This window comes from Oceanobacillus sp. AG (assembly GCF_009746545.1).
In the GTDB taxonomy this organism is placed as follows: domain Bacteria; phylum Bacillota; class Bacilli; order Bacillales; family Amphibacillaceae; genus Oceanobacillus; species Oceanobacillus indicireducens.
In genome coordinates this window covers 1-23,030 of record NZ_WOWT01000043.1, presented here as the reverse complement: position 1 = coordinate 23,030, position 23,030 = coordinate 1, and the positions used below count along the sequence as shown (strand labels likewise).

Genomic DNA, 23,030 nt, shown 5'->3' with positions numbered 1-23,030 from the left:
TAATTCATGGTGAGTCCTCTCCTTGGTATGTTTTAATTTAGGGGTCAATGCGCATTGACACCCAGTACTATACCAGAGAGGCTCTTTTTTGTTCAAACCTCAAATTTCTTCATTACAGGAATGCTCCCTTGCCTCTTATGATTATCAGCGATTAATTAATAATCGAGCCAGGCTCAAGAAAATAATAATACCTTTCTTAAAAAAGGTAAAAACATACACAAGCAATCGTATTTTTATTTGAGATTAAGCAGACATCCCACCCTTAACCTGAACAAACAAAAATCTGCCCCCTTTTTCATTGAGCTTTCACCAAACTCCCATTACACTTAAATGAAAGTCAAAGAACTCCTATACAGAAAGGATAATTTTCCCAATGATTTCTTTTGAAAATGTTTCAAAAAAATATAATGGCGATACGCCTGCAGTAGATTCCATCAACTTTACAGTTAATAAAGGGGAATTTTTAGTATTAATTGGTCCGAGTGGCAGCGGAAAGACGACGACATTAAAAATGATCAATCGCCTCATTCCCCTGACAACTGGAACCATTTATATGAATGGAAAAAGGATTAGCGACTATAAAATAGATGAACTTCGCTGGAATATCGGTTATGTTTTACAGCAAATTGCGTTATTTCCCCATATGACGATAGAGGAAAATATTGCAATTGTGCCCGAGCTCAAACAATGGAACAAAGAAAAAATCCGCAATCGTGTAACTGAATTATTGGATATGGTTGGTCTTGATCCTATTATGTACCGGAACCGGAGACCTGACGAACTTTCTGGCGGCGAGCAGCAACGAGTTGGCGTTGTCCGTGCTTTAGCAGCCGATCCGGAAATCATTTTAATGGACGAACCTTTCAGTGCATTAGACCCGATCAGTCGGGAAAAATTGCAGGAGGATATCATTCATTTGCAGCGTACCATTAAGAAAACAATTGTATTTGTTACACATGATATTCAAGAAGCACTGAAACTAGCGGATCGGATTTGTTTAATGAAGGAAGGGAAAATCATTCAGTTAGGAACACCAGATGAACTAATAAACGAGCCAGCGAACGACTTTGTCCGAGATTTCGTTGGGAATGCCGGCCATCCAGGGACAGATTTTGATTTGGAAAAATTTATTCATCCCCTGCCGAATCTGACAGGACAGGAAGCTCCTACTATTTCCATCCAAGCAACATTGGCCGAAGTGTTGCAGCGATTATCCGACCATGATTCTCTTTCCGTAGAAAAAAACGGAGTTCCGATTGGGATTGTGAATCGGCAAATCATGATCGATTATCTCTCCCAACAGGTAACGAAAGGGGGAAATAGCGATGAATAATATGATCGAAGTATTCCAAAACCGCCAGCATGAACTATTTCAAGCGCTCATCGAACATATTCAGATTTCATTTATTGCGCTCTTTTTTGCTGTCTTAATAGCTGTACCACTCGGTATTTATTTAACGAAAAAGCTTCGTTTTGCGGAGAGTATTATTGGGATTGCTGCGATGCTGCAGACGATTCCTTCCTTAGCATTACTCGGACTCTTTATTCCATTGCTAGGGATTGGTAAAATTCCCGCTATTATTGCCTTAGTCATCTATGCCTTACTTCCTATTCTCCGCAACACGTACACTGGAATTAAAGAAGTGGATTCCTCTTTAATTGAAGCCGCGATGGCAATGGGAATGAACACAAGGAAAAGATTGTTGAAAGTGGAATTACCACTTGCAATGCCGGTGATTATGGCAGGAATTCGGACGGCGATGGTATTAATTATTGGAACTGCGACCCTTGCTGCATTAATCGGTGCAGGAGGTTTAGGAGATCTAATCCTGCTTGGAATCGATCGCAATAATTCTGCACTTATTTTACTTGGAGCGATTCCAGCAGCAATACTTGCTATATTATTTGACCTCGTGTTACGCGGCATCCAAAAACTTTCGTATAAAAAGACACTCGTCACAATTGGGATCATCGTTGTCTTCACTTTCGGTGTATCCGTGATCCCCAATTGGCTCGGTGGAGACGAAGATACGATCGTAATTGGGGGTAAATTAGGTTCCGAGCCAGAGATTTTAATTAATATGTATAAAATCCTAATCGAAGACGAAACCGATTTGAACGTGGAATTGGAACCTAGTCTTGGGAAGACAACCTTTTTATTTAATGCTTTAGAATCGGGAAATATCGATATTTATCCAGAATTTACAGGAACGGCAATAACGCAATTTCTGGATGAGACCCCAGTAAGTAATGATAAGGAAGAAGTATACGAACAGGCCAGATCCGGATTACTAAAGAATAACGATTTAGTCTTGCTAGAACCGATGGATTATAATAATACGTATACATTAGCTGTATCTAAAGTCTTTGCCGAGGAGCATAACGTAAAATCAATCTCTGATTTACAGGGATTAGAAAACGAGGTAAAAGCCGGATTCACTTTGGAATTTACGGATCGCGAAGATGGGTATGTTGGTATTCAAGAACTTTATAATCTCGAATTTCCTAATCTCGTAACAATGGAACCGAAGCTGCGTTATACGGCGATTGAGCAGGGAGATATTAATGTATTAGATGCTTATTCTACGGATAGTGAGTTGAGACGCTATAATCTTACCGTATTGGAAGACGATCTAGAATTATTCCCTCCTTATCAAGGTGCCGCCTTGCTGAGAAGTGAAACGCTCGAGGAATATCCTGAACTGGAAGGTATCTTAAATCAGTTAGCCGGGAAAATAACGGATGACGAGATGCGGGAGATGAATTATCAGGTGACTGTCGAAGGAAGAAGTGCTGCGGAAGTGGCGCGGGAGTTTTTAGAGAATGAAGTGCTCCATACAAACTAAAGCAGAAAATCGGTTTCTTCACTGTTAGAAACCGATTTTCTATGTATTCCTTGATTAATTAAAGTTTAGGATAATTTCGCTAAAATTTCCCGAATAAAAGCAGGTTCATCCTTAGGTGTACGTGAGGTAATCAAATTTTCACTAACTACAACTTCTTTATCGTGGTAGGCCGCACCTGCTAGTTTTACATCATCACGAATTCCGATGAAGCATGTTGCTTCCTTTCCTTTTAGAACGTCAGCACTAATCATGACCTGTGGTCCATGACAAATACCAGCAATTAATTTGTCGTTTTGATTGATTTCCTTCACAAAGCGAACAACGTCATCATTTACACGCAATGCTTCCGGAGCACCTCCACCTGGTATAATAACCGCATCAAAATCGTCAGCCTTTGCCTCAGATGCCCCAAGATCAGCAGTATAGGAGATTGTTCCTTTTTTCCCATCACAGCGTGCACCTTTTTCCAAACCAATAATGACTGTTTCGTGCCCTGCTTCTTTAACAGCTTCATATGGACTTTTCATTTCAGAATCCTCAAAGCCACTTGCTAAAAGAAATGCTACCTTAGCCAAATTAACTACCTCCAGTTTAAATTTATTTACAAGGTTATTTTAATTTACGAGCAAGAAATTAGCAAAACAACTGCTTCAGGTAAAACCGGATTATAGTAAACTTTATTATAAAAAGTGATTGCGTATGCAGGCGAATCATCATATATGTAAGGTTAGATAGAATTTGTTAGCTAGCTATAACCTTGCACTATTTAGCACTTTCAATCGGGGAAAAACGGATCTTGCATTTGCTGGAAGGAAACTAGATCCCACCAGCGAATGCAACATGACTAGGGTCAAATGAACAGATCACAAGAATACGATCATGGATAAAATGAACATAAATACGACACCAGAAATCATTGGAACTGCAGTCCTTTTAATAACATGAAGCGGATTTACCTTTAGTGTTCCAGCTACAATGAGTATAACTGCAGCGACAGGAGATACTGCCCTAAATAGGTTTCCGGCTAACCCCATCGGTACTGCTACCGCGATTGGATTAATTCCTGCTGCATCTGCTAAAGGAACTATTAATGGTACCATCGCAAAGAACAGAGCGATACCGCTGCCGCTTAAAATTACGATTAGAGCAGTAAACCCGACTAATATAAGCGGTAATACAAAGTCAAAGCCCTCGCCTTGAATATTTTGCATAGATTGTTGCAGTGTATCGATTAGACCAATCGATTGTAGTCCTGCTACAAAAACAGATGCAGCGACTAAAAGTGCAACAACCGAAATCATATTACCCATGCCTGTGAAGAACTTTTCGGTTTGAGATAATACTTCTTTATCTCCTTTATAGCGAAATAATTCGCAAATGATTGCAAGTATAAACGAGACAAGTACCGCAATTTCAACACTTATAGAAACGGTCATTTCTGTTGTCATTTCTAAGATGAAGGATGCGAGTAAGAGAATAATCGGAAATACCGGCAAGATCGCATAAACTGTTTTAAACAAACTACTGCCTTCTATTTCTTTAAATTCTTCTATTTCGATTTCCTCTTCATTTGAATCAGCAATTTGTGCCTTCTTGTCCATTCTCTTTTGCCAGAAATAGTGAACAATGGCGATAAAAGCTATTGTCGGCAGAGAAATAATCGCATGATAAGCAAAAGTATAATGTGTGACCGTTAAATCACTGAATGCAGCATACTTCGCTAACTCTTCAGCAATCGCCACATTATCACTGCCAAGTGGTGTTGGTACAATTGTCGCAGATGTCGCAATGACGGCTGCAATCGTTAACGTTGACATGCCAGCCCTTTTCAAGACAGGATATAGCGTTGCCAAGAGTAAAATAGATAAAGTGGAAGCACTTGGTACGACGAGAGACAATAAGTTACCTAATAAAAAGATAACGGGAACCAAAATATAAACAGATTTTATTTTGCTAATAGGCTTTGTTAACATTTGGACGGTTAAATCATTTGCCCCAATATGAGACATATAAGCCGTATATCCACCAAGCATTAAGATTATTAAACCAGCCGAGGTTAAAGTTGATTTGAACTGTTGAACGATTACTTGTAACGGATCCAAAACAATAGAACCTGTTGGATTAAAATCTTGAAAAACAATGTCTTTTCCCATAAATAGACTGATCAAAAGGAGTACAATACCCATCAAAAACAGGGCTATTTTGATATCCATTTTTTTAATGAGCATGTATATAATCACTGCTACTGCTAACAATGCCGATCCATACATTATGAGATTTTCCAGCATATTTAGTACACTCCTCTAAGTTGTAAAAATATTAATTGCATTTTTGGATACTGTCTATAAACCACTTTTTAAATTCTTCAGCATTAATATCAACACAAACCCTTACATTACTTTCCTTGTTTAAATAACCTTTAAAATCTACAATGGTTGCTCCTTTTGTCATTGCTCCATTCAGTTCAACATCAACGTAAGTGTCAATTGTCTCGAATAGTTCAGGTTTGAGAAGGTAAGCAACGGCACAGCTATCATACATTTTAAGACCTGTATTGAAACTGCCGCCCCTATATTTTTTGAAAAGATGATAGATCATGTGCCCGGTTTTATTCATATCTTTTAATTGCTCACTGTCTTCCGGATAAATCAATGCTTTTAACCCAACATCTAGTCCCGCCATAACAATTGGCAAACCACTAGAAAAAACAATTTTTGCAGCTTCTGGATCTGCGTGAATATTAAATTCAGCCATGACAGATGAGTTTCCTCTGCCACTAGAACCACCCATGAGTACGATTTCTTCAATATTTTCCTTCACTTCTGGATAAAGTCTAAAAAGTAAGGCAATATTTGTTAAAGGTCCGATAGGGAGGAGTGTTATTTTCTTATCACTGTTGATAATTTCTTTGTACATAGCTGTTACTGCATGTTCTTCTAGTAATAAACTGTTGTCTGGTTCCTCAAATTCATATCCATCCATCCCTGTTTCGCCATGTACATTACTTGCATCGATTGGGTCTTCGATTAATGGTCTTTCAGCGCCTTTAGCAACAGATATATTCTTTTCAAATAACTTGAGCAGACGCAGCGTATTGTACGTGACTTTTTCAAGGCTCACATTACCATTAACAGTCGTAATGAGTCGTACGTCTAATTCCTCACTAAATAGGGCAATAGCAAGAGCAGCTGCATCATCAATTCCTGGATCTGTATCAATAATAATAGGTTTTTTACTCATTTTAATTCCTCCTAAAATTTATATTAACTAACGCTTTCTTGCTTGTTTATAAAGCCTAGAACTTCTTCTCTCGTAGGCATACCACCTTGAGCTCCAACTCTTTCAACAGATAGTGCTGCTGCGGCGTTCGCAAATTTAATAGCTTGTTCGATACTTGAACCGCTAGCAATCTCCGTAACGAGAGCACCATTGAATGTATCTCCAGCTCCTGTAGTATCTTTTACATTAACTTGATAACTCGGTATCTCGATTTTCTTCCCTGCTGATGTTTCATATTCAACCCCGTCACCGCCTTTTGTAATAATGGCTTTATCTTTCATGGAGCGATAGAACGGTAATTCTGCCAATGATGTATGTTCGAGCTCATTCGGGGTTAAATACGTAACTTTTTTCAAAATATCCTCAGGTATCTTTTGAAAAGGGGCTGGATTGATGACAACAGGTATATGATGCTCATATGCAAAGTCGACGGTATATCGAACGGTCTCCATTGGAATTTCCAATTGCAGGAGAATGATATCGCTCTTCATTAGTATTTCCCGTGATGTTGCAATGATTTCTGGCGTTAATTTCGAATTAGCACCAGGTGAGACGATAATTCTGTTGTCGCCTTCCGATAAAATAATGGTAGCGATGCCAGTGGATGTCTTCGGAATAACAGAAATCGCTTCTTCATGGACACCTTCTGCTCGGAAGTTCTGTAGGATATCCTTTCCAAACTGATCGTCCCCAACCGCACCAATCATGGTAACTTCAGCTCCTAATCTTGCAGCGGCTATTGCTTGATTGGCGCCTTTACCACCGTGATAAGTTTTAAATTCTCCACCTAAAACGGTTTCACCTTGTTCAGGGAATTCTTTAGCAGTCGTGACCATATCAATATTAATACTTCCCACGACACAAACTGCCGGTTGCTTTTCCATATGATCACCTCTCTCTCGTAATTAGTTGATTTTATATTCTTCCGACGGGATCTTTTTATTCGGTTTTCCTATGTTTTGGATATACCCACGTTGTAAAAAGCCGTTTAAAATTAATTATCTTACTGTACTTCATCTAAATAGCCTTCAAGCCTTTCAACATACCCCCTGGAAACAGCTGCTATTTCGGCGACATCAAGGATACTTTAACTATTTGTGTAACGGGTTACATATAGATGAAAAAAATTGGGTTCGCATATTTGTGTAACCCGTTACATATAGAATAATACTGTTATAAAAAAATGTCAAATCATTTTTTAAATAAAAAGGCAAAGTTATATTAAAGTCACAAGTTATTTTGCAATTTTGCTAGGGATGAAATATATTTTTCCGACCCAGTTTGGCCAAATAATAATGGAGAAACAGCACATTCCTATACAGATGATGATGAACTCCTTTATCAGTAGGTACAGATGTATCGAGCATTTTTCTCCCAATTTAACTTTTTATTAAAGTGAATAATCCTTAAGTTCCAGTTTTCTTAATTCAAGGCTGTTCAGTAATGAAAAATCCCACTCATCACATTTACATGTTGAGTGGGATTTTAAGAGTGGGCTCACTCTCCATTAATAATCTTCCTATACTCTTCTTCCGACATATTCAAAGCTTCTGCAGAATACTTTGTCCCTTTTTCCTCATATACTTTTCTAAAAGATTCATCCAGCTCTTCTGCAGTAATAACGCCTTTTTCGATTAATAGATTTGCAAGTGCTTCTGTTGCCACACGCTCTTTAACAATTTGCCCAAAAATCCTGCCCATCGTAGCATTTAACTCGGTTTTGTCTTCATACATCTTAATTCCTCCTACCAAAAAATGAAATCGCATTTAGTGGGGTATTACAGAACGTAATGCCTGATAATATACGACGAAAGAGATTAGAAGAAGTTATCTTGCATGCTACTATTTTTCGTCCTTTTAGTCAAAGTGCCGATTCAACTATAGGGAGACAGTCCACCAACAAATAAATCTCACTTGCTTTCTCCAATCGATTTTAAACTCCATTTCCGTGAATTTGCTTAATTTTCTTCAACATCTATTTCGTAGTTAGGCAAAATAAGAACCTCTACTCGTCTATTTTTCTCCCGGTTCTCTTCACTCGTGTTCGGCATAATTGGATGGTACTCACCAAATCCCTTCGCACTAAAGCGAGCTGGATCATGTCCTCCATTTTCCAAAATTAATCCCATGAAGTTAACGGCTCTTATTACACTTAATTCCCAATTCGAAGGGAATTCTTCGTTGTGAATCGGCCGGTCGTCTGCATGTCCGCTTATCTCAATATGATGAGGCGGATCGGTGTTTAACAACCTTGAGATTTCGGTTATGATTTCCCTGCCGCCCTCATTAACTTCAGCGCTCCCCATATCAAACGTGACATCATTTAAAATCGTGACCATTAATCCTTCATTGCTTAATTCTGTTGATAGTGCATCAGTTAGTTCATTTGTTTCGATATAACCATTGATACTCGCTTGAAGTTTTTTAAGATTTTCTACTTCTCTCATACCTTCACTTAAGTCTTCTTCATTTGCCTCATTATCTTCTTTACTTCGGTCTTCATCTATGGCAGTTTCTGAAGGATCCTCCGCTGGGCTTTGTTCCAGTATAATGGATCCACCGCCAGAGAATTCACTTTTAAAAACTTTGGAAAGCTGTTCATACTTTTGGGCGTCTATTTCGCCCATGGCAAATAATACAATAAATAATGCCACAAGCAATGTCAGCATATCAGAATAGGGAAGCAGCCATGAATCATCTGATTGAGCTTCACTCTTTCTTCTGCGTCTCCGGCTACTCATCTTCTGTCACCTGCTTTATCTTGGCAATTTCTTTTGAAGTGAGGTACGAACTCAGCTTATCTCTCATCGCCGCCGGAGAATCCCCATTCACGACGGAAAGAATCCCTTCCACAATAATTTCCTTTCGTTGAATCTCTTTTTTCGATTTCTGTCTTAATTTATTTGCAAACGGGTGCCATAATACATAACCTGAAAAAATCCCTAATAAAGTTGCAACAAAAGCCGCTGCTATCGCTTCCCCCAAGATTTCCATATCATCCATATTACCAAGTGCGGCAATTAATCCAATAACAGCACCTAACACTCCCAGCGTGGGCGCATACGTACCAGCTTGCGTAAAAACTGCTGCACCTTCTTCATGTCTCGTTTCCATTGCATAAATTTTCTCGAGCATGACTTCACGGATGAACTCCGGTGAATGACCATCAACGGTCAATTGTAGTCCGGAAGAAATAAAGTCATCATCCCATGCTTCTATTTCAGTTTCTAAAGATAACAAACCTTCCCTACGAGCTTGATCGGACATCTTTGAAAACTTTTCAATAAGCACTGGTATATCATCTTGTTCCTCTTCTTTAAGCAATATTTTAAAATAGGAAGGAATCTTTTTAATCGTGCTTACAGGAAATGCTATCAATACAGATGCAGCCGTTCCTACAAATATAATGAGAAGTGCTGCCGGATTAATTAAGGCTCCCGCACCAACACCTTTTAAAACCATCCCAACAGTAACCGCAATAATTCCTAAAATAATACCAATAATTGATGTTTTATCCATCTCTGTACCTCCATCAAATAACTCTATAATACTACATAACCTATATCGGTCTTTTGTACTGTTTTTGAAGGTAATATGGAAAAGAAGAAATAATTAGTTTATTAGGTAAACATTTTTTGACTCTTTATATTGTGGTGGATTTTTTTATGTTGTTAGAGAGGTGTTTATCATTTATAAATTTGAAAATAATCAATCTTGATTTTGAGAGCGATCCCTAAAATCATGCTGGATAGATAATATGCGTGAGAAAATATATTGAGCGAATGATTTAGCGGAAGTACAACTATCTTTTTAAAAAATAATGGTACTGAATTTAAGAGAAAAATAAAGACAGTCAGATTTCTTTGACTGCCCATGCTTTAGAATATTAAAATTTTAAATCATAACCAATCAAGCAGGTGCTCCTTCTTCTCCTACTTCCTTCAAAAACAAATACCCCATATACAATGTCAACAAATCATGCGTCTTATTTAATTGAATTCCTAATAATTCCTCCACACGCTTTAAACGATAAAGCAATGTATTCTTATGAATATGTAATTTTTCAGCAGTATTTTTATTTGACATATTATTTTCGAACCAGTGACTGAGTGTTTCTAGTAAAACAGGGTCATCCAACAAAGATAGAATCGTACGTTCGACAAACTTTCTTTTAATTCCTTCATCCAAAGCTTGCTGCAACATATCAAATTTTAAATTCTCTTCAAACACAATGGGTTGATCTCTAGAGCTTACGTCGGACGCTTGCGCAGCCTGTTCAAATGAAGAAAACATATTATTATAAGTCGTGATTTCTCCAACACCAACATACATTTGCATTTTCATACTGGATTGGACTTCTTTTAGAAAAATGGATAACTTACGGCGGAGCTTTTCATTATCATGCTGTTTTGTAAGGAGCATTAATATTTTATTTTGTCCCCAACGAATAAACAATGTATCGCCTTCATAATCCCACGCAACTTTCAATAAATTAATATCTTTATAGGTGAAGGATAAAGCAGATTGATCCCCTCTTAAAATAGCTACTCGATTATATTTTTTAATGTTAATTCCTAAAAAGTTGCTCCGTTCAATTAATGATTTTGTAATCTCCTTGCTATTCAACCAATCAAAGACAAAGAATTCTAATTCTCTCGCTTGCCTTTCTCTGTCCGTTTGAATGATGGAATCTTGCATAAATAGTTCAGCGACTTTTTGAACAAGCATAGCGTAAGGTCTTACAATCTCCGGCTCTCCCGTAATCCCAATAACCCCTAATGGCTTTTCATCCAATATTAGAGGGAGCACAACACCTTTACGTACACCTTCTAATTGTGCAGCAAGTGCTTCTGTCATCTCCATATTTTTCTTACTTTTCATGGCAATAAATGCACCTTCATGGAAATTATTGATGCGCGCGTTATCCGTACTTGCAACAATAATTCCTTCTTGATTTGTCAAAATGACATCTTCATTAATTAAATCACGAATCTCCTGAACTATCGATGAATAAAATTGACCCGAATGAAATATTCTATTCATAATTCCCTTCCCTTGCCAAAGTTTATTGGTACGTAATTTTTATCCGTTTAAGAGGTGACATTTTTCAGCTTTATTATGTTTGCTTGCGAAGTGATTAGAAATATAGGAACCAAAAGATAAATTAATAATCGAATTTAAAATTGGCGGTATAGCCCCAAGACTTCCAATAAATTCAAATGCTAGAATTGCTGCTAATGCGGAATTACATAGACCAACCTGGAATAAAATTGCACGAGAATCAGCTTCACTCATACCAATTTTTTTAGCAATATAATATGCCACCATCATTGGGAATACTACCTGAACAAGTGTAACTGCTATTAATAAAAGGAGTGAATCAACTCGAGAAGTAATAGCTTCTTTCCCACTGCCCACAATAATATGAATAATTAATATAAGAGAGATAGACGATCCAAATCGAGTTAAATCCTTTGAATAGTTAACTATTTTAGGTTGAAAAAATTGAATAAGAATCCCAGCTGAAAGAGGTAATATTACAATAAATATAAATGATTTCAGTAGATCTAAAAATGCAATACTCACAGTCCCTGGAAGATTCATCATTGCTAACATTGTAACGAATGGACTAATTAATGTATCAAGAAAATTCGCCGCGATGACTAATATGATATTACCACCTGCTAAAAATGTATAAAGTGTTGCAGCAGTTGCACTAGGAACAGTTCCTGATAAAATAATTCCCGCACTAAACTCTGGTTCATGAAAGAAAAAAGTATAAGCTAGAATCATAGATACCCCGACAGTTAATGTCCATTTTAAAAAAGTGACAACGAAAATTTCTCTTTTCTTGCTCATAATTTCTTTAACCGAAGAAGTCTTCATCGATAAACCTGTAAAGAAAATTACTATACCTAAAAGCATACTTGGAATCCATGCTTCTGTTTCCCAATGAACAGGGGAAAAATAAGTGAAAATTGCAGATAATAAAATAAGAAATGGAAGTCTTTTCGTTATAAAATCAATAATTTTGTCCATATTTAAACCGCCGGCCTTTCACTTTGCTCTTATCAATATACAAGTCATTTTTACTTAGTAAATACATAATACGTTAATTTACCCAAAAGCTAATTCACATTCAAATACCTTTTCACTTCTTTGGGCTTAACATCCTTTGGAAGCAGAGCCGACCGTGAAAAACCCACGGAAGATGAATTGTGAATAGATACCATCCCTGATAAGAAATTTGCTTAAAAACAGATTCCAATTTCCCTCACCTAAACGGGTAGTAAGACTCTCCCCCCAAGCATCTGGGGACAAAGAAAGTAGATAGGAGATCACTGCCCATATAGGTCCTATAAGTGTGAATAACCATCAGCGGGGGATGAAAGAACCCCCCATTGATAGAAGTCTTCTTTATTATTCTTTTAAAATTATATAAACCAAATCGCCACGAATCTTATTTCAACAAGATTCGCAGCGAATTGTAAGTTTGTCTTTAAAGAGCTAAATCGAATACAAATGCCTCGTCCTTTATATGTTGAAGTTTAACTTGATCTCCAATTTCAACAGGTTCCGTCATCAACCCTGTCACTTTCAGATTATCGGCCATTCTAATTAAGACAACATGATACGGTGCCAAACCGGCAAATTCGGGAGGCGCTGTATGAATCGTTGTGTGACTGTATACCGTTCCATAATTGGAAACAGTAACAGAGTGAAACTCCTGGGAACGACATGTGGGACAGTAATATTCTTCTTTTATCGATTTAAAATCACAATTTGAACATTGATATACCTGCATATTTTCTCACACCTTTTCTAATATATGAACGGTAGAATATGATCCCGTCCCCCCTAAATTTTGTGCTAAGCCAATTCTTGCACCCTCCACCTGGTTAGGAGCATTTCCCCGTAACTGCAAAACAATTTGGTGTAACTGTGAGATACCAGTAGCACCAATTGGGTGACCTTTCGATAGCAATCCACCACTTGTATTAATTGGAATCTCTCCATTTGGCTTTGTTTTTCCTTCTTCTATAGCTTTATATCCTTCACGTTTATTGAAAAAACCAAGTTCCTCCGAAGAGATAATTTCTGTTATCGAGAAACAATCATGTATTTCAACAACATCAATATCTCTTGGACCTAGCCCAGCTTTTTCATATGCAATTCTACCAGACTCTCTTACCGCTGGAAGAGATAATAGGTCTTCCGCGCCTTGCATTTGTGTTGGTCCAGAAGCTTGTGCACTAGCTAATAACTTAATATTCGATTTTTCTTTAGAAATAACAATTGCAGACGCCCCATCTGTCGTTGGCGAGCAATCAAATAAACCAAGCGGTTCAGTAATCAGACGTGCATTTATAATTTCATCAATTGATGTTGGCTTTTTAAATTGAGCAAGTGGATGGTTGATTGCATTCTCGCGGTTCTTTAAAGCAACCATTGCTAAATGTTCCTTTGTAGCATCTGTTTCATAAAAATAGCGATTCGCCAATACTCCGAAGAAGCCTGGAAAAGTTAGTCCAGCATGTTTTTCATTGGAATCATTATCCATTGCGGCATTAATGGCTTGCGTTACGTCTAATGTAGACACATGTTTCATCTTTTCTACACCGACGACAAGCACAGTTTCATATTCACCACTCATGATACCTAGAACAGCTTGACGAAATGCAATTCCACCAGATGCGCAAGCGCCCTCTACTTTTGCCGTGGGAATATATCCAAGCCCCAGATCGTTTGCCACGATAGCCCCAAGTATTTCTTGATTATTTATTGATCCACCCATAAAATTTCCAACAAATACAGCATCTACTTCTGGGTTGCCAGCATCGTTCAGGGCCTCAAAAGAAGCTTTCAACATTAAATCCTTCAACGTACGGTCTTCTAATTTTCCAAACGGTGTCATACCAATTCCATGTACGTATATACTCATTCGCTAGCCACCCCATTCATAGCTAAATGCTGTGTCTTCAGTTCACGCTTTAAAATTTTGCCGTAAGAACTTTTAGGCAAACCGTCAACAATATGCACTTCTTTTGGTTTTTTAAAACTTGCCAAATGATCTTTGCATAAATTCAACAAATCTTCTTCCGTTACCTCTCTTGTTCCATTTGGCACGATGTAAGCGATAACATTTTCGCCCCATTTATCATCTGGAACACCGATCACACACGCTTCTTTTACACCTGTGTGTTTGTTAAGTACTTCCTCTACTTCACGCGGATAAATATTGACACCGCCTGAGATAATGACATCTTTAATTCTGTCAACAATGTGTAAATAACCTTCTTTATTCACCCAACCTAAATCCCCAGTTTGTAACCAATTGTCGATTAATGTTTCATTTGTAGCCTTTTCATTATTCCAATAGCCCTGCATCACGAGTGAACCTTTACATGTTATTTGTCCCACTTCACCTGTTGGTACTTCGTTTCCTTCACTATTGATAATTTTCATGTCCACAAATGGACCAGTTCTACCCGCTGATTCTAATCTATTGCCAAGCTCATCTCTTGGCATAACGGTGATACACATTGGTGCCTCCACTTGCCCATAGGTTTCAACAAATTTTGTTCCAAGTTTATCTAAAGCAAGCTGGAGTTTACTAGCTGCAATCGGCGAGCCTGCCATATTAATAGATTTTACAGATGCTAGCTTTTCTGGGTCAAATTGTGGATGTTGAATCATTAGATTAACCATTGTTGGTACTAAGAAAATAATGGAGACTTTGTCTTTTTCCACATCATCCAAAAATTCTTCAGGACTAAATTTATTATAAATAACTTGTGTTGTACCGTGTAGCCATGCCATATGTGATAGGAAGTTACTTCCGTGTGTTAAAGGGGCTACATGACCAATTACATCCCGATTATTTGTTTCACAAACTAAACTTAAGGACAGCGCTCCAGCCAAGATATTTTTATGACTGAGCATCACACCTTTAGGATTTCCTGTAGTTCCAGATGTGTACATAATTGCAAATAAATCATCTTCATTCACTTCTTCTTCAAACTCTTCTCCGTAATACTCAGTAATAATTGAGTCATAGTCTTTTCCAATATAGACTGTTGGAACAGCAACACCAATAGGATCGATTAGATTCCTCTCACCAATAATTAATGACAAATCAGCATCGTCGATCATAAATTTATGCTCATTAGGATGTAATTTGTAGTTAAGCGGCACCTTTATAAATCCACCAAATGCAGCAGCTAGATCTAATTCAATTGACTCTAGCATATTTGACATAAGAATACCGAATCTATCACCTTTTTTAAGACCTTGAGCTTTTAAATAAGAACTAATGGCCATCGCTCTTTTAAACAAAGTTTCATAATCAATCATTTCACCTTCAAACTTAACAGCTATTTTTTTTGGGTATGCGCGTATTACTTTTTTAGCTTGCGATCCTAATGTTTCCATGAAAGTCAATTAGCCCCCTTCTGTAAATTGAAATACTGGCAGTTTCCAATAAGCATCTGGTCCACGCTTCAATTGAACATTCTTAATTGGTTGAATAACATATTCAATTGTTACTGCTGTAGGATTTTCTCCTTCTAAAAAGTGACCGCCGGAAATGTTCCCCGTGTCATCCACATATATACCATGATAATGAATATCAAGTTCACCCTTTGCATCTAAGCCAATAAAACCAGTACCTGATAAAAGTTCTGCTGGTCTGTTTACAAATATTGGCGGTGAATATTGTAATCCACCGTCTTCTTTTGATTCAATCTGCACAAAACCAATCCTAGATATTGAGCCTAAGCACTGAAAGGAAGCAGCTTCAATACCGTGTTGTTTGCAAACTTGCTTTAAACCATCTAACAAATCAACATCTTTCGTTAATCTTCCCATAATACAGGACGCGTTCTCACCTTTTACACTTTGAATTTGTCCTTCTGGATATGTATTAACCAATGTCCACTCCTCCATCCACCCGTAAAGTCTGGGCTGTTGTATAGCTAGCCTTTGGAGATGCAAAATAACAAACAGCTTCAGCAATATCTTCCGGTGTTCCCATTCGTTTAATGACTTGCGCATCAAAATTATATTCCAATCCTTTAGTGATCCCTGTTTCCGTTCCGCCAGGGGCAACAGAATTACTTGTAATATTAAATTCTCCTAATTCTTTTGCTACCCATTTTGTTAACGAGATCAATGCACCTTTAGAAGCTGCATATGCTACACCTGAACGGCCTTTTTTCGAACTGCCATAACCAGATAGAACACCACCATTAATTCCCGACACAGAACTAATGTTAATAATTCTCCCATACCTTTGCTCTAACATATGCGGATAAACAACTGCTTGCGTAAATAAGAATGCTGCTTTTACATTTGTATCCATATCACGATGCCATAGTTCTTCCGTCATCTCTTCTAAATCCACTCTTGCAGCAGTACCAGCGTTATTCACTAAAATGTGAACTTTTCCAAATTCTCTTACAGTCTCATCGACTACCTCTTTCACAAAGAATTTATCTCTAATATCACCAAGCTTTTCTATTATTTTTACATTTTTATTAACAGCACGTATTTTTTCCATTACTTCTTCGCATGATTGTAAATCAACTAGAGCAATATGTACTCCTTTTTCTGCCAATTTAATGGCCGAAGCACCACCTATCCCTCCGGCGCCTCCAGTTATAATCGCAACCTGATCTTTAAATTCCATTTTTACATCTCCTTTTGTTAGAAAACTTGGTTGAATTCTACAATAAAGTGAAACTTCATTCAGTGGGTGTATTCTTACTTCCCCCACTAAATGTTAGTTGAACAGAATCAGGGATTTACGGTCTGTATATCCCCCACCTTCACATGTTGGGCTTCCCTCATGTTTAGGGCTGGGGGGTATTATAGACCGTTAATGCGTGATAAAAAAGAATAAACACTTTGTTTCATGGAAATATTTAATGAACATTTAGCAAATCTGGCAAGAATGTTGAAATTGCAGGAATATAAGTAATCAACATCAAAATAATAACTGCGGCTACTACAAAGGGAGCCACTCCCTTTGATATCTGAACAAGGGACAAATTGGATATTCCACTTGCCACAAATAAATTCAGCCCGACAGGGGGGGTAAATAACCCAATCGCTAAGTTTACTGTCATAAATACACCGAACACGGTCGGATCAACTTCTAAGAATAAAATAACCGGTAATAAGATTGGTACAAAAATATAGAATGCTGAAATTGCATCAATAAACATACCAGCAATTAAAAGAATGATGTTAATAATTAATAGAATAATAATTGGATTTTCAGTCAAGCCAATCAACAGATTGGAGACATCTCTTGCGATTTGCTCTGTCGTAATGATATAAGCAAATAATGAAGCTGTACTTACAATCAGCATAACAACTGCAGTCTGTAGAGAGGCATCGACAAAAATCTGATAAAGCTTTTTCCAATTTAACTCGCGATAAATAAACACACCAACAAAAAGTCCATAAAATACGGCTACTACAGCAGCTTCTGTTGGTGTAAAGTATCCACTATAGATACCACCCAATATAATAATTGGAACAAGTAGTCCCCATAACGCATCTAAAAGTGCTTTAGCCATTTCTTTGATTGATGCTCTTTCCTTTGTTATTGCTATTTCACCATCAGCAAGTTCACTTGGATTGTTCACTTTTTTCTTAGACTCCCGTACATCCTGTCTCCAACGAACATATAGCATTGCAATTACTAAAGCAATTGCAATTAATAAACCAGGAACAATGCCAGCAATAAATAACCTACCAATGGAAATCGGGATTTGATCCCCTGCCACAACTGCAAAAACAATAAAAGCAATACTTGGTGGTAAAATAATCCCCATGGAACCAGCACTTGCAACTAAAGCAGCGCCTGATTCTTTTTTAAATCCACTTTTTGCTAAGGCTGGTATCAAAATTCCACCAATTGCAGCAACAGTAGCGGGACCTGACCCAGAAATAGCTGCAAAGAAAACAGCAACAAGTACTGTAATTAAAACTATTCCACTTTTATAATGACCAACTAATGTTTGCGCTAAATTCATCAACCTTCGAGATATGCCGGCATGCTCCATGATAACACCAGCTAAAATAAAGAAAGGAATAGCGAGCAATGTAAATTTAGCGATACTTGTGTACATAATATTTGCTACTAGATCCAAGCCATTCGTACCCACGGTAATTAATAAAACAGTCAAAGAAGATACTCCAAGAGATATTCCAATTGGCACTCTTAAAAATATCAGTAAGCCAAATATTCCAAATAATAACAATGCGGTCATTTAGATACACCCACTTCTCTGCCTAATTCTTTCAATTCTTTAAAGAGCGCTTCAATTGATCGGATTGTACATAATAGAGAACCGATTGGTAATCCCAATGAAAATATCCATTTAGGCCAGCCGAGCGCTGGTGTCAATGACCCCATACTAATTTGACTTTGCACCATCTCAAATCCAAAATAAGTAATACTACCAAAAACTGCAATTGTTAGTAAGCCAATGATGACAACTAAAATACGTTGTAGTTTCGGTGGTGATAAATCAAATAATAGAGAAAATCCCAGGTGTGCGTTTTTACGTACACCTATAGATGCTCCTACAAACGTTAGTAAAACAAATAAATTAATGGTTACTTCTTCCGTGTATGCCATAGAAAGATTAAGTAAATTACGACTGACAACATTGCTAAACGCAATAAGCGACATCGTCACTAATGCGAATACAGCAATAATCTCCTCAATGCGATTTAGCCATTGCATCAAGTAATTCCCCCCTCTATATTAAGGCCTGAAAGCTTCTAATAAGTCAGCTCCCCAAACATCTTCATACTTGTCATATATATCTTGAACAGCTTCTGTAAATGCATCTAATTCTTCATCCGTTGGATAATACAGCTGTATACCACGTTCTTCAAGTTCTTCAATTTGCTCTGCTTCTAACTCACGGGCTAGTTCCACCTGATACGCTGCAGCTTCTTCACCTAAACGAGAAAATAGTTCTTGATCTTCCTGACTCATAGAGTCATATAATTCTTTATTAATTCCCAATACCAATGGATCATATGAATAGTTCCACATTGTCATATAATCTTGAACCTCATCCAACCTCGAAGAATGAATAACGTCAATAGGGTTCTCTTGCCCATCAATTGTATGTTGTTGTAAAGCCGTAAATACTTCAGCAAATGTCATTGTTGATGGATCAGATCCAAACGCTCTAAATAAATCAATATACATTGTCATACCTGGAATGCGTATTTTTAGACCCTTTAGATCTTCAGGTGATGCTATCTCATGCACACTGTTTGTTAGTTGGCGAAATCCATTCTCGCCATAACCTAATGGCTCAACGCCAATTTCCCGTAAGATATCTACGAGCGCATCTCCACCATCTCCATTAAACACTTTGTCTACTTCCTCATGATTTCTAAATAGGAATGGTGCACTTGCTACTCCCAACCTTTCATCCAAGACTGAATAAATAATTGTTGAGTTAAACGTTAAATCTATTGAACCATTGGAAAGCATTTCAACGGTTTGTCCTGAATCCCCACCAGATAACTGTTCATTTGGGAAAACATCAATAGAAATACGCCCATCAGTTTCCTCACTAATATCTTCTGCAAGTTTTTCCGCTGCCTTATACCATGTTGAAGAATCATTTACTGTCACAGACATTTGTAAATTATACTTTTCTCCACCGTCGGCTGCCGGATCTGCACTTGCGTCATCACTTGATCCACATGCACTAACTACTAGCATCATCAAAAACAATACAGCTAAACCTAAAATCTTTTTCATCTTTTAAGTTCCTCCCCTAAAATTAATTCATAATATATTTATCGATAAAGTCAACGATATGAAGTGCTTCTATTTCATCAGTAAGTCTTTCTCTTTCAATCCCTAACTTCATCTGTAATAAACATCCCGGATTTGTTGTGATAATAACATGAGGGTTTGCTTTCTTAACGTTTTTCATACGATCATCCAGTATCCGCATAGCCATTTCAGAATGAATCAAATTGTAAATTCCTGCTGAACCACAACAATGAACTGCCCCTTCTAACTCTCTAAACTCCACATTTTCTATCGATTTTAAAATCTCCCTTGGTTCATCAATTACATGATTTACGTTTCGTAGATGACAAGAATCCTGGTAAGTTACTATAAGTTCTTCACCTTTTGTATAAGCCAGCGGGAGATTCATGATCCCCTTTTTATATAGAAGAGAAGTAATATCAATTACTTTCTCTGAAAATTGCTTTGCTTTCCATAAATATTCTGGTTCATCTTGTAAAAGGTTTTCATACTCTGAAAGGAATGCTCCACAACCACCCGCATTATTTACTATATAATCAACATCTTGTAGTAAGAAGCTATCGAGATTTTTCCTGGCGTTGGCTTTTGCTTTTTCCAGCTCTCCACTGTGACCATGCAATGCTCCACAACACACTTGATTATCTGGAATCCACACATCACAGCCAACCTTTTGCAATAACTTAATCGTCGCATTGTTGGTTCCTGAAAAAATCGTATCCATCATACAGCCTGCAAAGAATGCTACTTTTGTCGTTTGCTGTTCAGCTTCAAATGTCTTGCCTCTCAGAAAACTATTCTTTTCAATTTCAGGTAAGATTTTTTCCATACCCGGCATGATACCAGGGAAAAATGAAGTAATTCCTAATTTTCTGGCGACCGTTTGCAGGCCTGACTTTTGGTAAATTCTCACTAATCCAGCAGCTCTATTCATTTTATCTTGATCTTGAAAAAGATGATCAAAAGCTACTTTACGCATTGTCTTTTCTTTTATCGATGGTTTCTTTTCTTCACGGATAACATTCCAAGCATTTTCTATGAGACTACCGTATTCCACTCCTGCTGGACAAGCAGGTTCACAAGCTCTGCAACCAAGGCATAAATCCAGCGACTCTTCCACAGAATCATCAAAAGGAATATCTCCGTCTCTTACAGCTTTCATTAATGCTAGTCTTCCTCGAGGCGATTGTGACTCATCATAGTTGGAATGAATGTATGTTGGGCATGCTGGTAAACAAAAACCACAACGCATACAATCTAAAAGTTTTGACTCATCTAAGTTCTCTTCGAATCCTTTTTGAATTCTATCAGCAAGTAGTGTACTAGACACTTCGCATCACCAAACGTTCTTTTGTAGCTTTGGCAAATACTTTTCCGGGATTCATAATATTATCAGGATCGATCCCTTTTTTAATTGCTTTCATTACTTCTACACCTGCCTCACCGATTTTCCACTCAAGATACGGTGCCTTCATTTCACCAACACCGTGCTCTCCAGTAATTGTCCCACCTAACGCTATGGATGCGGCAAATATTTCAGCTAGTGCCAACTCCACACGTTCCATTTCCCCTTCATCTCTTAAATCTGTTAAACAAGTTGGATGTAAATTCCCGTCTCCAGCATGGCCAAATGTACGAATAGTTACATTATATTTAGAAGAAATACGAATAATTTCTCGTACCATGGGTGCTATTTTTGACCTTGGCACCGTTGCATCTTCTAAAATCGTTGTTGGACTCAATCTTGCTAAGGCAGATAATGCATCCCGCCTAGCTGTACCTATTTCCGCTGCTTCCTCTTCCGTTTCGGCTTTTTGTACACCAATCGCTCGGTGATCTAAGCAAATCTCGAAAATCTTTTCCATATCCTTAGCTACAGCTAGCTCGTCCCCATCTTGTTCGATAAGTAGCAATGCCTCACAGTTAGTTGGTAAGCCAACCTTGCTATATTCCTCTACCACTTGAATTGTCCCTTGATCCATAAATTCTAAAGTCATTGGAATGATTCGTGCTGCGATAATTGCTGATACGGCTTCTGCTGCGTCTTCAAGTGATTTAAACGTTGCAAGTATTGTCTCTTTATATGTAGGTTTTGGAACCAATTTCAATGTGGCTTCTGTGATAATTCCCAATGTACCTTCAGAGCCAACAAGTAAGCTTGTTAAATCATAACCCGCGACATCTTTAGCTAACTTCCCTCCGGTACGAATAACTTTTCCATTAGGTAAAACTGATTCTAGACCCATAACATAATCTTTTGTAACACCGTATTTCAACCCCCGGAGACCGCCGGAGTTTTCGCTTATATTGCCTCCCACTGTAGATATTCTTAAAGAACTTGGGTCTGGTGGATAAAATAAGTCTCTTTCTTCTACATAATCAATTAGTGTCTTGGTAATTACACCTGGTTGAACCGTAACTGTTAAGTTTTCCTGATCTAATTCTAGTATTTGGTTCATATTTTTAAATAAAATGATGATTCCACCCTGTGTTGGAGTCGTTCCAGCCGAGAGATTTGTACCCGAACCTCTCGGAATAATCGGAATTTTATTTCTAGAACATATTTTCACGATTGAAGCAAGCTCCTCTGTGTTTCTTGGCGAGAGAATTAAATCCGGTAAAGATTGATAGTTTGCAGTTGCGTCATAGGAGTACGCTAACCTTGAAGCCGTAGAACTTTGTACATTCTCTGAACCACAAATTTCTTTTAATAAGTGAATTAATTCTTCTGTGACTATTTCCATCTCTCCTCCCTCATCAGCAAACGCTTTCATTCATTATATTAGGGTAAAGAGTAAATTTCCATGTGCTACATAACAAAGTATATTACTTAATTATAGATTAAATTGTGATAAAGGACAAATACTTGGGAATAATCCCATAATTATTAATATTATAATCTTATTATTATATCCTTCTGCAATTTATAGAATATACTTTTTTATTAATGTTCACTGATCGATTCATGTAAACTAGCACATTATTCCAGGTCATCTATTTCAAACTAATTCAGCTGTTTATCTGGGGTAATGTGCTATTATTTTCACTTTATTTCATATGTGAAAAAGAATATGCACGCTATTTCTCTACTA

General features: G+C 37.5%; 21 protein-coding genes. 2 read left to right on the top strand and 19 right to left on the bottom strand.

Translation table 11 applies throughout. The features are described from left to right. Positions 1–373: 373 nt before the first annotated feature. A complete protein-coding gene (locus tag GN217_RS17380; RefSeq protein WP_156857926.1) occupies positions 374–1,333 on the top strand; it encodes an ABC transporter ATP-binding protein in 960 nt (319 codons plus the stop codon). Then, positions 1,326–2,846 (top strand): ABC transporter permease/substrate-binding protein, encoded by a 1,521-nt coding sequence (locus GN217_RS17375; protein ID WP_156857925.1) that lies wholly within the window; start codon positions 1,326–1,328, stop codon positions 2,844–2,846. Before GN217_RS17380 ends, GN217_RS17375 begins: the two co-directional genes overlap by 8 nt. Positions 2,847–2,911: 65 nt before the next feature. Here GN217_RS17375 and GN217_RS17370 read toward each other — a convergent pair whose 3' ends face one another. From GN217_RS17370 to GN217_RS17280, 19 genes are all read right to left on the bottom strand, one after another. After that, positions 2,912–3,421, bottom strand: coding sequence for a type 1 glutamine amidotransferase domain-containing protein (locus GN217_RS17370; RefSeq protein WP_156857924.1), 510 nt, complete (start codon positions 3,419–3,421; stop codon positions 2,912–2,914). A gap of 288 nt (positions 3,422–3,709) precedes the next feature. Then, on the bottom strand, positions 3,710–5,134 hold the full coding sequence (gene dcuC, locus GN217_RS17365; RefSeq protein ID WP_156857923.1) for a C4-dicarboxylate transporter DcuC: 1,425 nt from the start codon (positions 5,132–5,134) through the stop codon (positions 3,710–3,712). Positions 5,135–5,165: 31 nt separating this feature from the next. After that, positions 5,166–6,086 (bottom strand): ribonucleoside hydrolase RihC, encoded by a 921-nt coding sequence (gene rihC, locus GN217_RS17360; protein WP_156857922.1) that lies wholly within the window; start codon positions 6,084–6,086, stop codon positions 5,166–5,168. Positions 6,087–6,109: 23 nt separating this feature from the next. Next, positions 6,110–7,009, bottom strand: a complete 900-nt coding sequence (gene rbsK / locus GN217_RS17355) for a ribokinase (RefSeq protein WP_156857921.1) — start codon at positions 7,007–7,009, stop codon at positions 6,110–6,112. Positions 7,010–7,622: 613 nt separating this feature from the next. Further along, positions 7,623–7,859 (bottom strand): hypothetical protein, encoded by a 237-nt coding sequence (locus GN217_RS17350; protein WP_156857920.1) that lies wholly within the window; start codon positions 7,857–7,859, stop codon positions 7,623–7,625. A gap of 224 nt (positions 7,860–8,083) precedes the next feature. Next, the gene (locus GN217_RS17345) at positions 8,084–8,866 is read right to left on the bottom strand and encodes a flagellar motor protein MotB (protein WP_156857919.1); all 783 of its coding nucleotides are present in this window, start codon (positions 8,864–8,866) and stop codon (positions 8,084–8,086) included. Next, on the bottom strand, positions 8,859–9,644 hold the full coding sequence (motA, locus tag GN217_RS17340; protein WP_156857918.1) for a flagellar motor stator protein MotA: 786 nt from the start codon (positions 9,642–9,644) through the stop codon (positions 8,859–8,861). The genes GN217_RS17345 and motA overlap by 8 nt, the downstream gene beginning before the upstream one ends. Before the next feature lie 390 nt (positions 9,645–10,034). Continuing rightward, positions 10,035–11,168 carry a CdaR family transcriptional regulator gene (locus GN217_RS17335; RefSeq protein WP_156857917.1) on the bottom strand — a complete coding sequence of 378 codons (1,134 nt, stop codon included), beginning with the start codon at positions 11,166–11,168 and terminating at the stop codon, positions 10,035–10,037. A 39-nt stretch (positions 11,169–11,207) separates the two neighbouring features. Then, a complete protein-coding gene (locus GN217_RS17330; protein WP_156857916.1) occupies positions 11,208–12,164 on the bottom strand; it encodes a bile acid:sodium symporter family protein in 957 nt (318 codons plus the stop codon). Positions 12,165–12,624: 460 nt separating this feature from the next. Further along, complete coding sequence (locus tag GN217_RS17325) at positions 12,625–12,930, bottom strand: Zn-ribbon domain-containing OB-fold protein (protein WP_156857915.1); 306 nt, start codon at positions 12,928–12,930, stop codon at positions 12,625–12,627. A 6-nt stretch (positions 12,931–12,936) separates the two neighbouring features. Next, a complete protein-coding gene (locus tag GN217_RS17320) occupies positions 12,937–14,067 on the bottom strand; it encodes a thiolase C-terminal domain-containing protein (RefSeq protein ID WP_156857914.1) in 1,131 nt (376 codons plus the stop codon). Then, the gene (locus GN217_RS17315; protein WP_156857913.1) at positions 14,064–15,557 is read right to left on the bottom strand and encodes a class I adenylate-forming enzyme family protein; all 1,494 of its coding nucleotides are present in this window, start codon (positions 15,555–15,557) and stop codon (positions 14,064–14,066) included. Before GN217_RS17315 ends, GN217_RS17320 begins: the two co-directional genes overlap by 4 nt. Positions 15,558–15,566: 9 nt before the next feature. Further along, a complete protein-coding gene (locus GN217_RS17310; RefSeq protein WP_232334490.1) occupies positions 15,567–16,055 on the bottom strand; it encodes a PPC domain-containing DNA-binding protein in 489 nt (162 codons plus the stop codon). Further along, on the bottom strand, positions 16,048–16,812 hold the full coding sequence (locus GN217_RS17305; protein WP_156857911.1) for an SDR family NAD(P)-dependent oxidoreductase: 765 nt from the start codon (positions 16,810–16,812) through the stop codon (positions 16,048–16,050). Before GN217_RS17305 ends, GN217_RS17310 begins: the two co-directional genes overlap by 8 nt. 235 nt (positions 16,813–17,047) lie before the next feature. Then, positions 17,048–18,403 carry a TRAP transporter large permease gene (locus GN217_RS17300; protein ID WP_156857910.1) on the bottom strand — a complete coding sequence of 452 codons (1,356 nt, stop codon included), beginning with the start codon at positions 18,401–18,403 and terminating at the stop codon, positions 17,048–17,050. After that, on the bottom strand, positions 18,400–18,882 hold the full coding sequence (locus tag GN217_RS17295; protein WP_232334491.1) for a TRAP transporter small permease: 483 nt from the start codon (positions 18,880–18,882) through the stop codon (positions 18,400–18,402). The genes GN217_RS17300 and GN217_RS17295 overlap by 4 nt, the downstream gene beginning before the upstream one ends. Positions 18,883–18,903: 21 nt before the next feature. Continuing rightward, positions 18,904–19,923 carry a DctP family TRAP transporter solute-binding subunit gene (locus tag GN217_RS17290; protein ID WP_156857908.1) on the bottom strand — a complete coding sequence of 340 codons (1,020 nt, stop codon included), beginning with the start codon at positions 19,921–19,923 and terminating at the stop codon, positions 18,904–18,906. A 22-nt stretch (positions 19,924–19,945) separates the two neighbouring features. Then, the gene (locus GN217_RS17285; protein ID WP_232334489.1) at positions 19,946–21,268 is read right to left on the bottom strand and encodes a (Fe-S)-binding protein; all 1,323 of its coding nucleotides are present in this window, start codon (positions 21,266–21,268) and stop codon (positions 19,946–19,948) included. Next, on the bottom strand, positions 21,261–22,676 hold the full coding sequence (locus GN217_RS17280) for an FAD-binding oxidoreductase (protein ID WP_370459819.1): 1,416 nt from the start codon (positions 22,674–22,676) through the stop codon (positions 21,261–21,263). Before GN217_RS17280 ends, GN217_RS17285 begins: the two co-directional genes overlap by 8 nt. Between the last annotated feature and the right edge of the window lie 354 nt (positions 22,677–23,030).

Coding starts and splice junctions, on each gene's coding strand:
- rbsK (WP_156857921.1), bottom strand. CDS start 7,009: ATGGAAAAGCAACCGGCAGTTTGTGTCGTGGGAAGTATTAATATTGAT.
- GN217_RS17305 (WP_156857911.1), bottom strand. CDS start 16,812: ATGGAATTTAAAGATCAGGTTGCGATTATAACTGGAGGCGCCGGAGGG.
- GN217_RS17320 (WP_156857914.1), bottom strand. CDS start 14,067: ATGAGTATATACGTACATGGAATTGGTATGACACCGTTTGGAAAATTA.
- GN217_RS17330 (WP_156857916.1), bottom strand. CDS start 12,164: ATGGACAAAATTATTGATTTTATAACGAAAAGACTTCCATTTCTTATT.
- dcuC (WP_156857923.1), bottom strand. CDS start 5,134: ATGCTGGAAAATCTCATAATGTATGGATCGGCATTGTTAGCAGTAGCA.
- GN217_RS17295 (WP_232334491.1), bottom strand. CDS start 18,882: ATGCAATGGCTAAATCGCATTGAGGAGATTATTGCTGTATTCGCATTA.
- GN217_RS17300 (WP_156857910.1), bottom strand. CDS start 18,403: ATGACCGCATTGTTATTATTTGGAATATTTGGCTTACTGATATTTTTA.
- rihC (WP_156857922.1), bottom strand. CDS start 6,086: ATGAGTAAAAAACCTATTATTATTGATACAGATCCAGGAATTGATGAT.
- GN217_RS17290 (WP_156857908.1), bottom strand. CDS start 19,923: ATGAAAAAGATTTTAGGTTTAGCTGTATTGTTTTTGATGATGCTAGTA.
- GN217_RS17325 (WP_156857915.1), bottom strand. CDS start 12,930: ATGCAGGTATATCAATGTTCAAATTGTGATTTTAAATCGATAAAAGAA.
- GN217_RS17315 (WP_156857913.1), bottom strand. CDS start 15,557: ATGGAAACATTAGGATCGCAAGCTAAAAAAGTAATACGCGCATACCCA.
- motA (WP_156857918.1), bottom strand. CDS start 9,644: ATGGATAAAACATCAATTATTGGTATTATTTTAGGAATTATTGCGGTT.
- GN217_RS17380 (WP_156857926.1), top strand. CDS start 374: ATGATTTCTTTTGAAAATGTTTCAAAAAAATATAATGGCGATACGCCT.
- GN217_RS17345 (WP_156857919.1), bottom strand. CDS start 8,866: ATGAGTAGCCGGAGACGCAGAAGAAAGAGTGAAGCTCAATCAGATGAT.
- GN217_RS17375 (WP_156857925.1), top strand. CDS start 1,326: ATGAATAATATGATCGAAGTATTCCAAAACCGCCAGCATGAACTATTT.
- GN217_RS17335 (WP_156857917.1), bottom strand. CDS start 11,168: ATGAATAGAATATTTCATTCGGGTCAATTTTATTCATCGATAGTTCAG.
- GN217_RS17350 (WP_156857920.1), bottom strand. CDS start 7,859: ATGTATGAAGACAAAACCGAGTTAAATGCTACGATGGGCAGGATTTTT.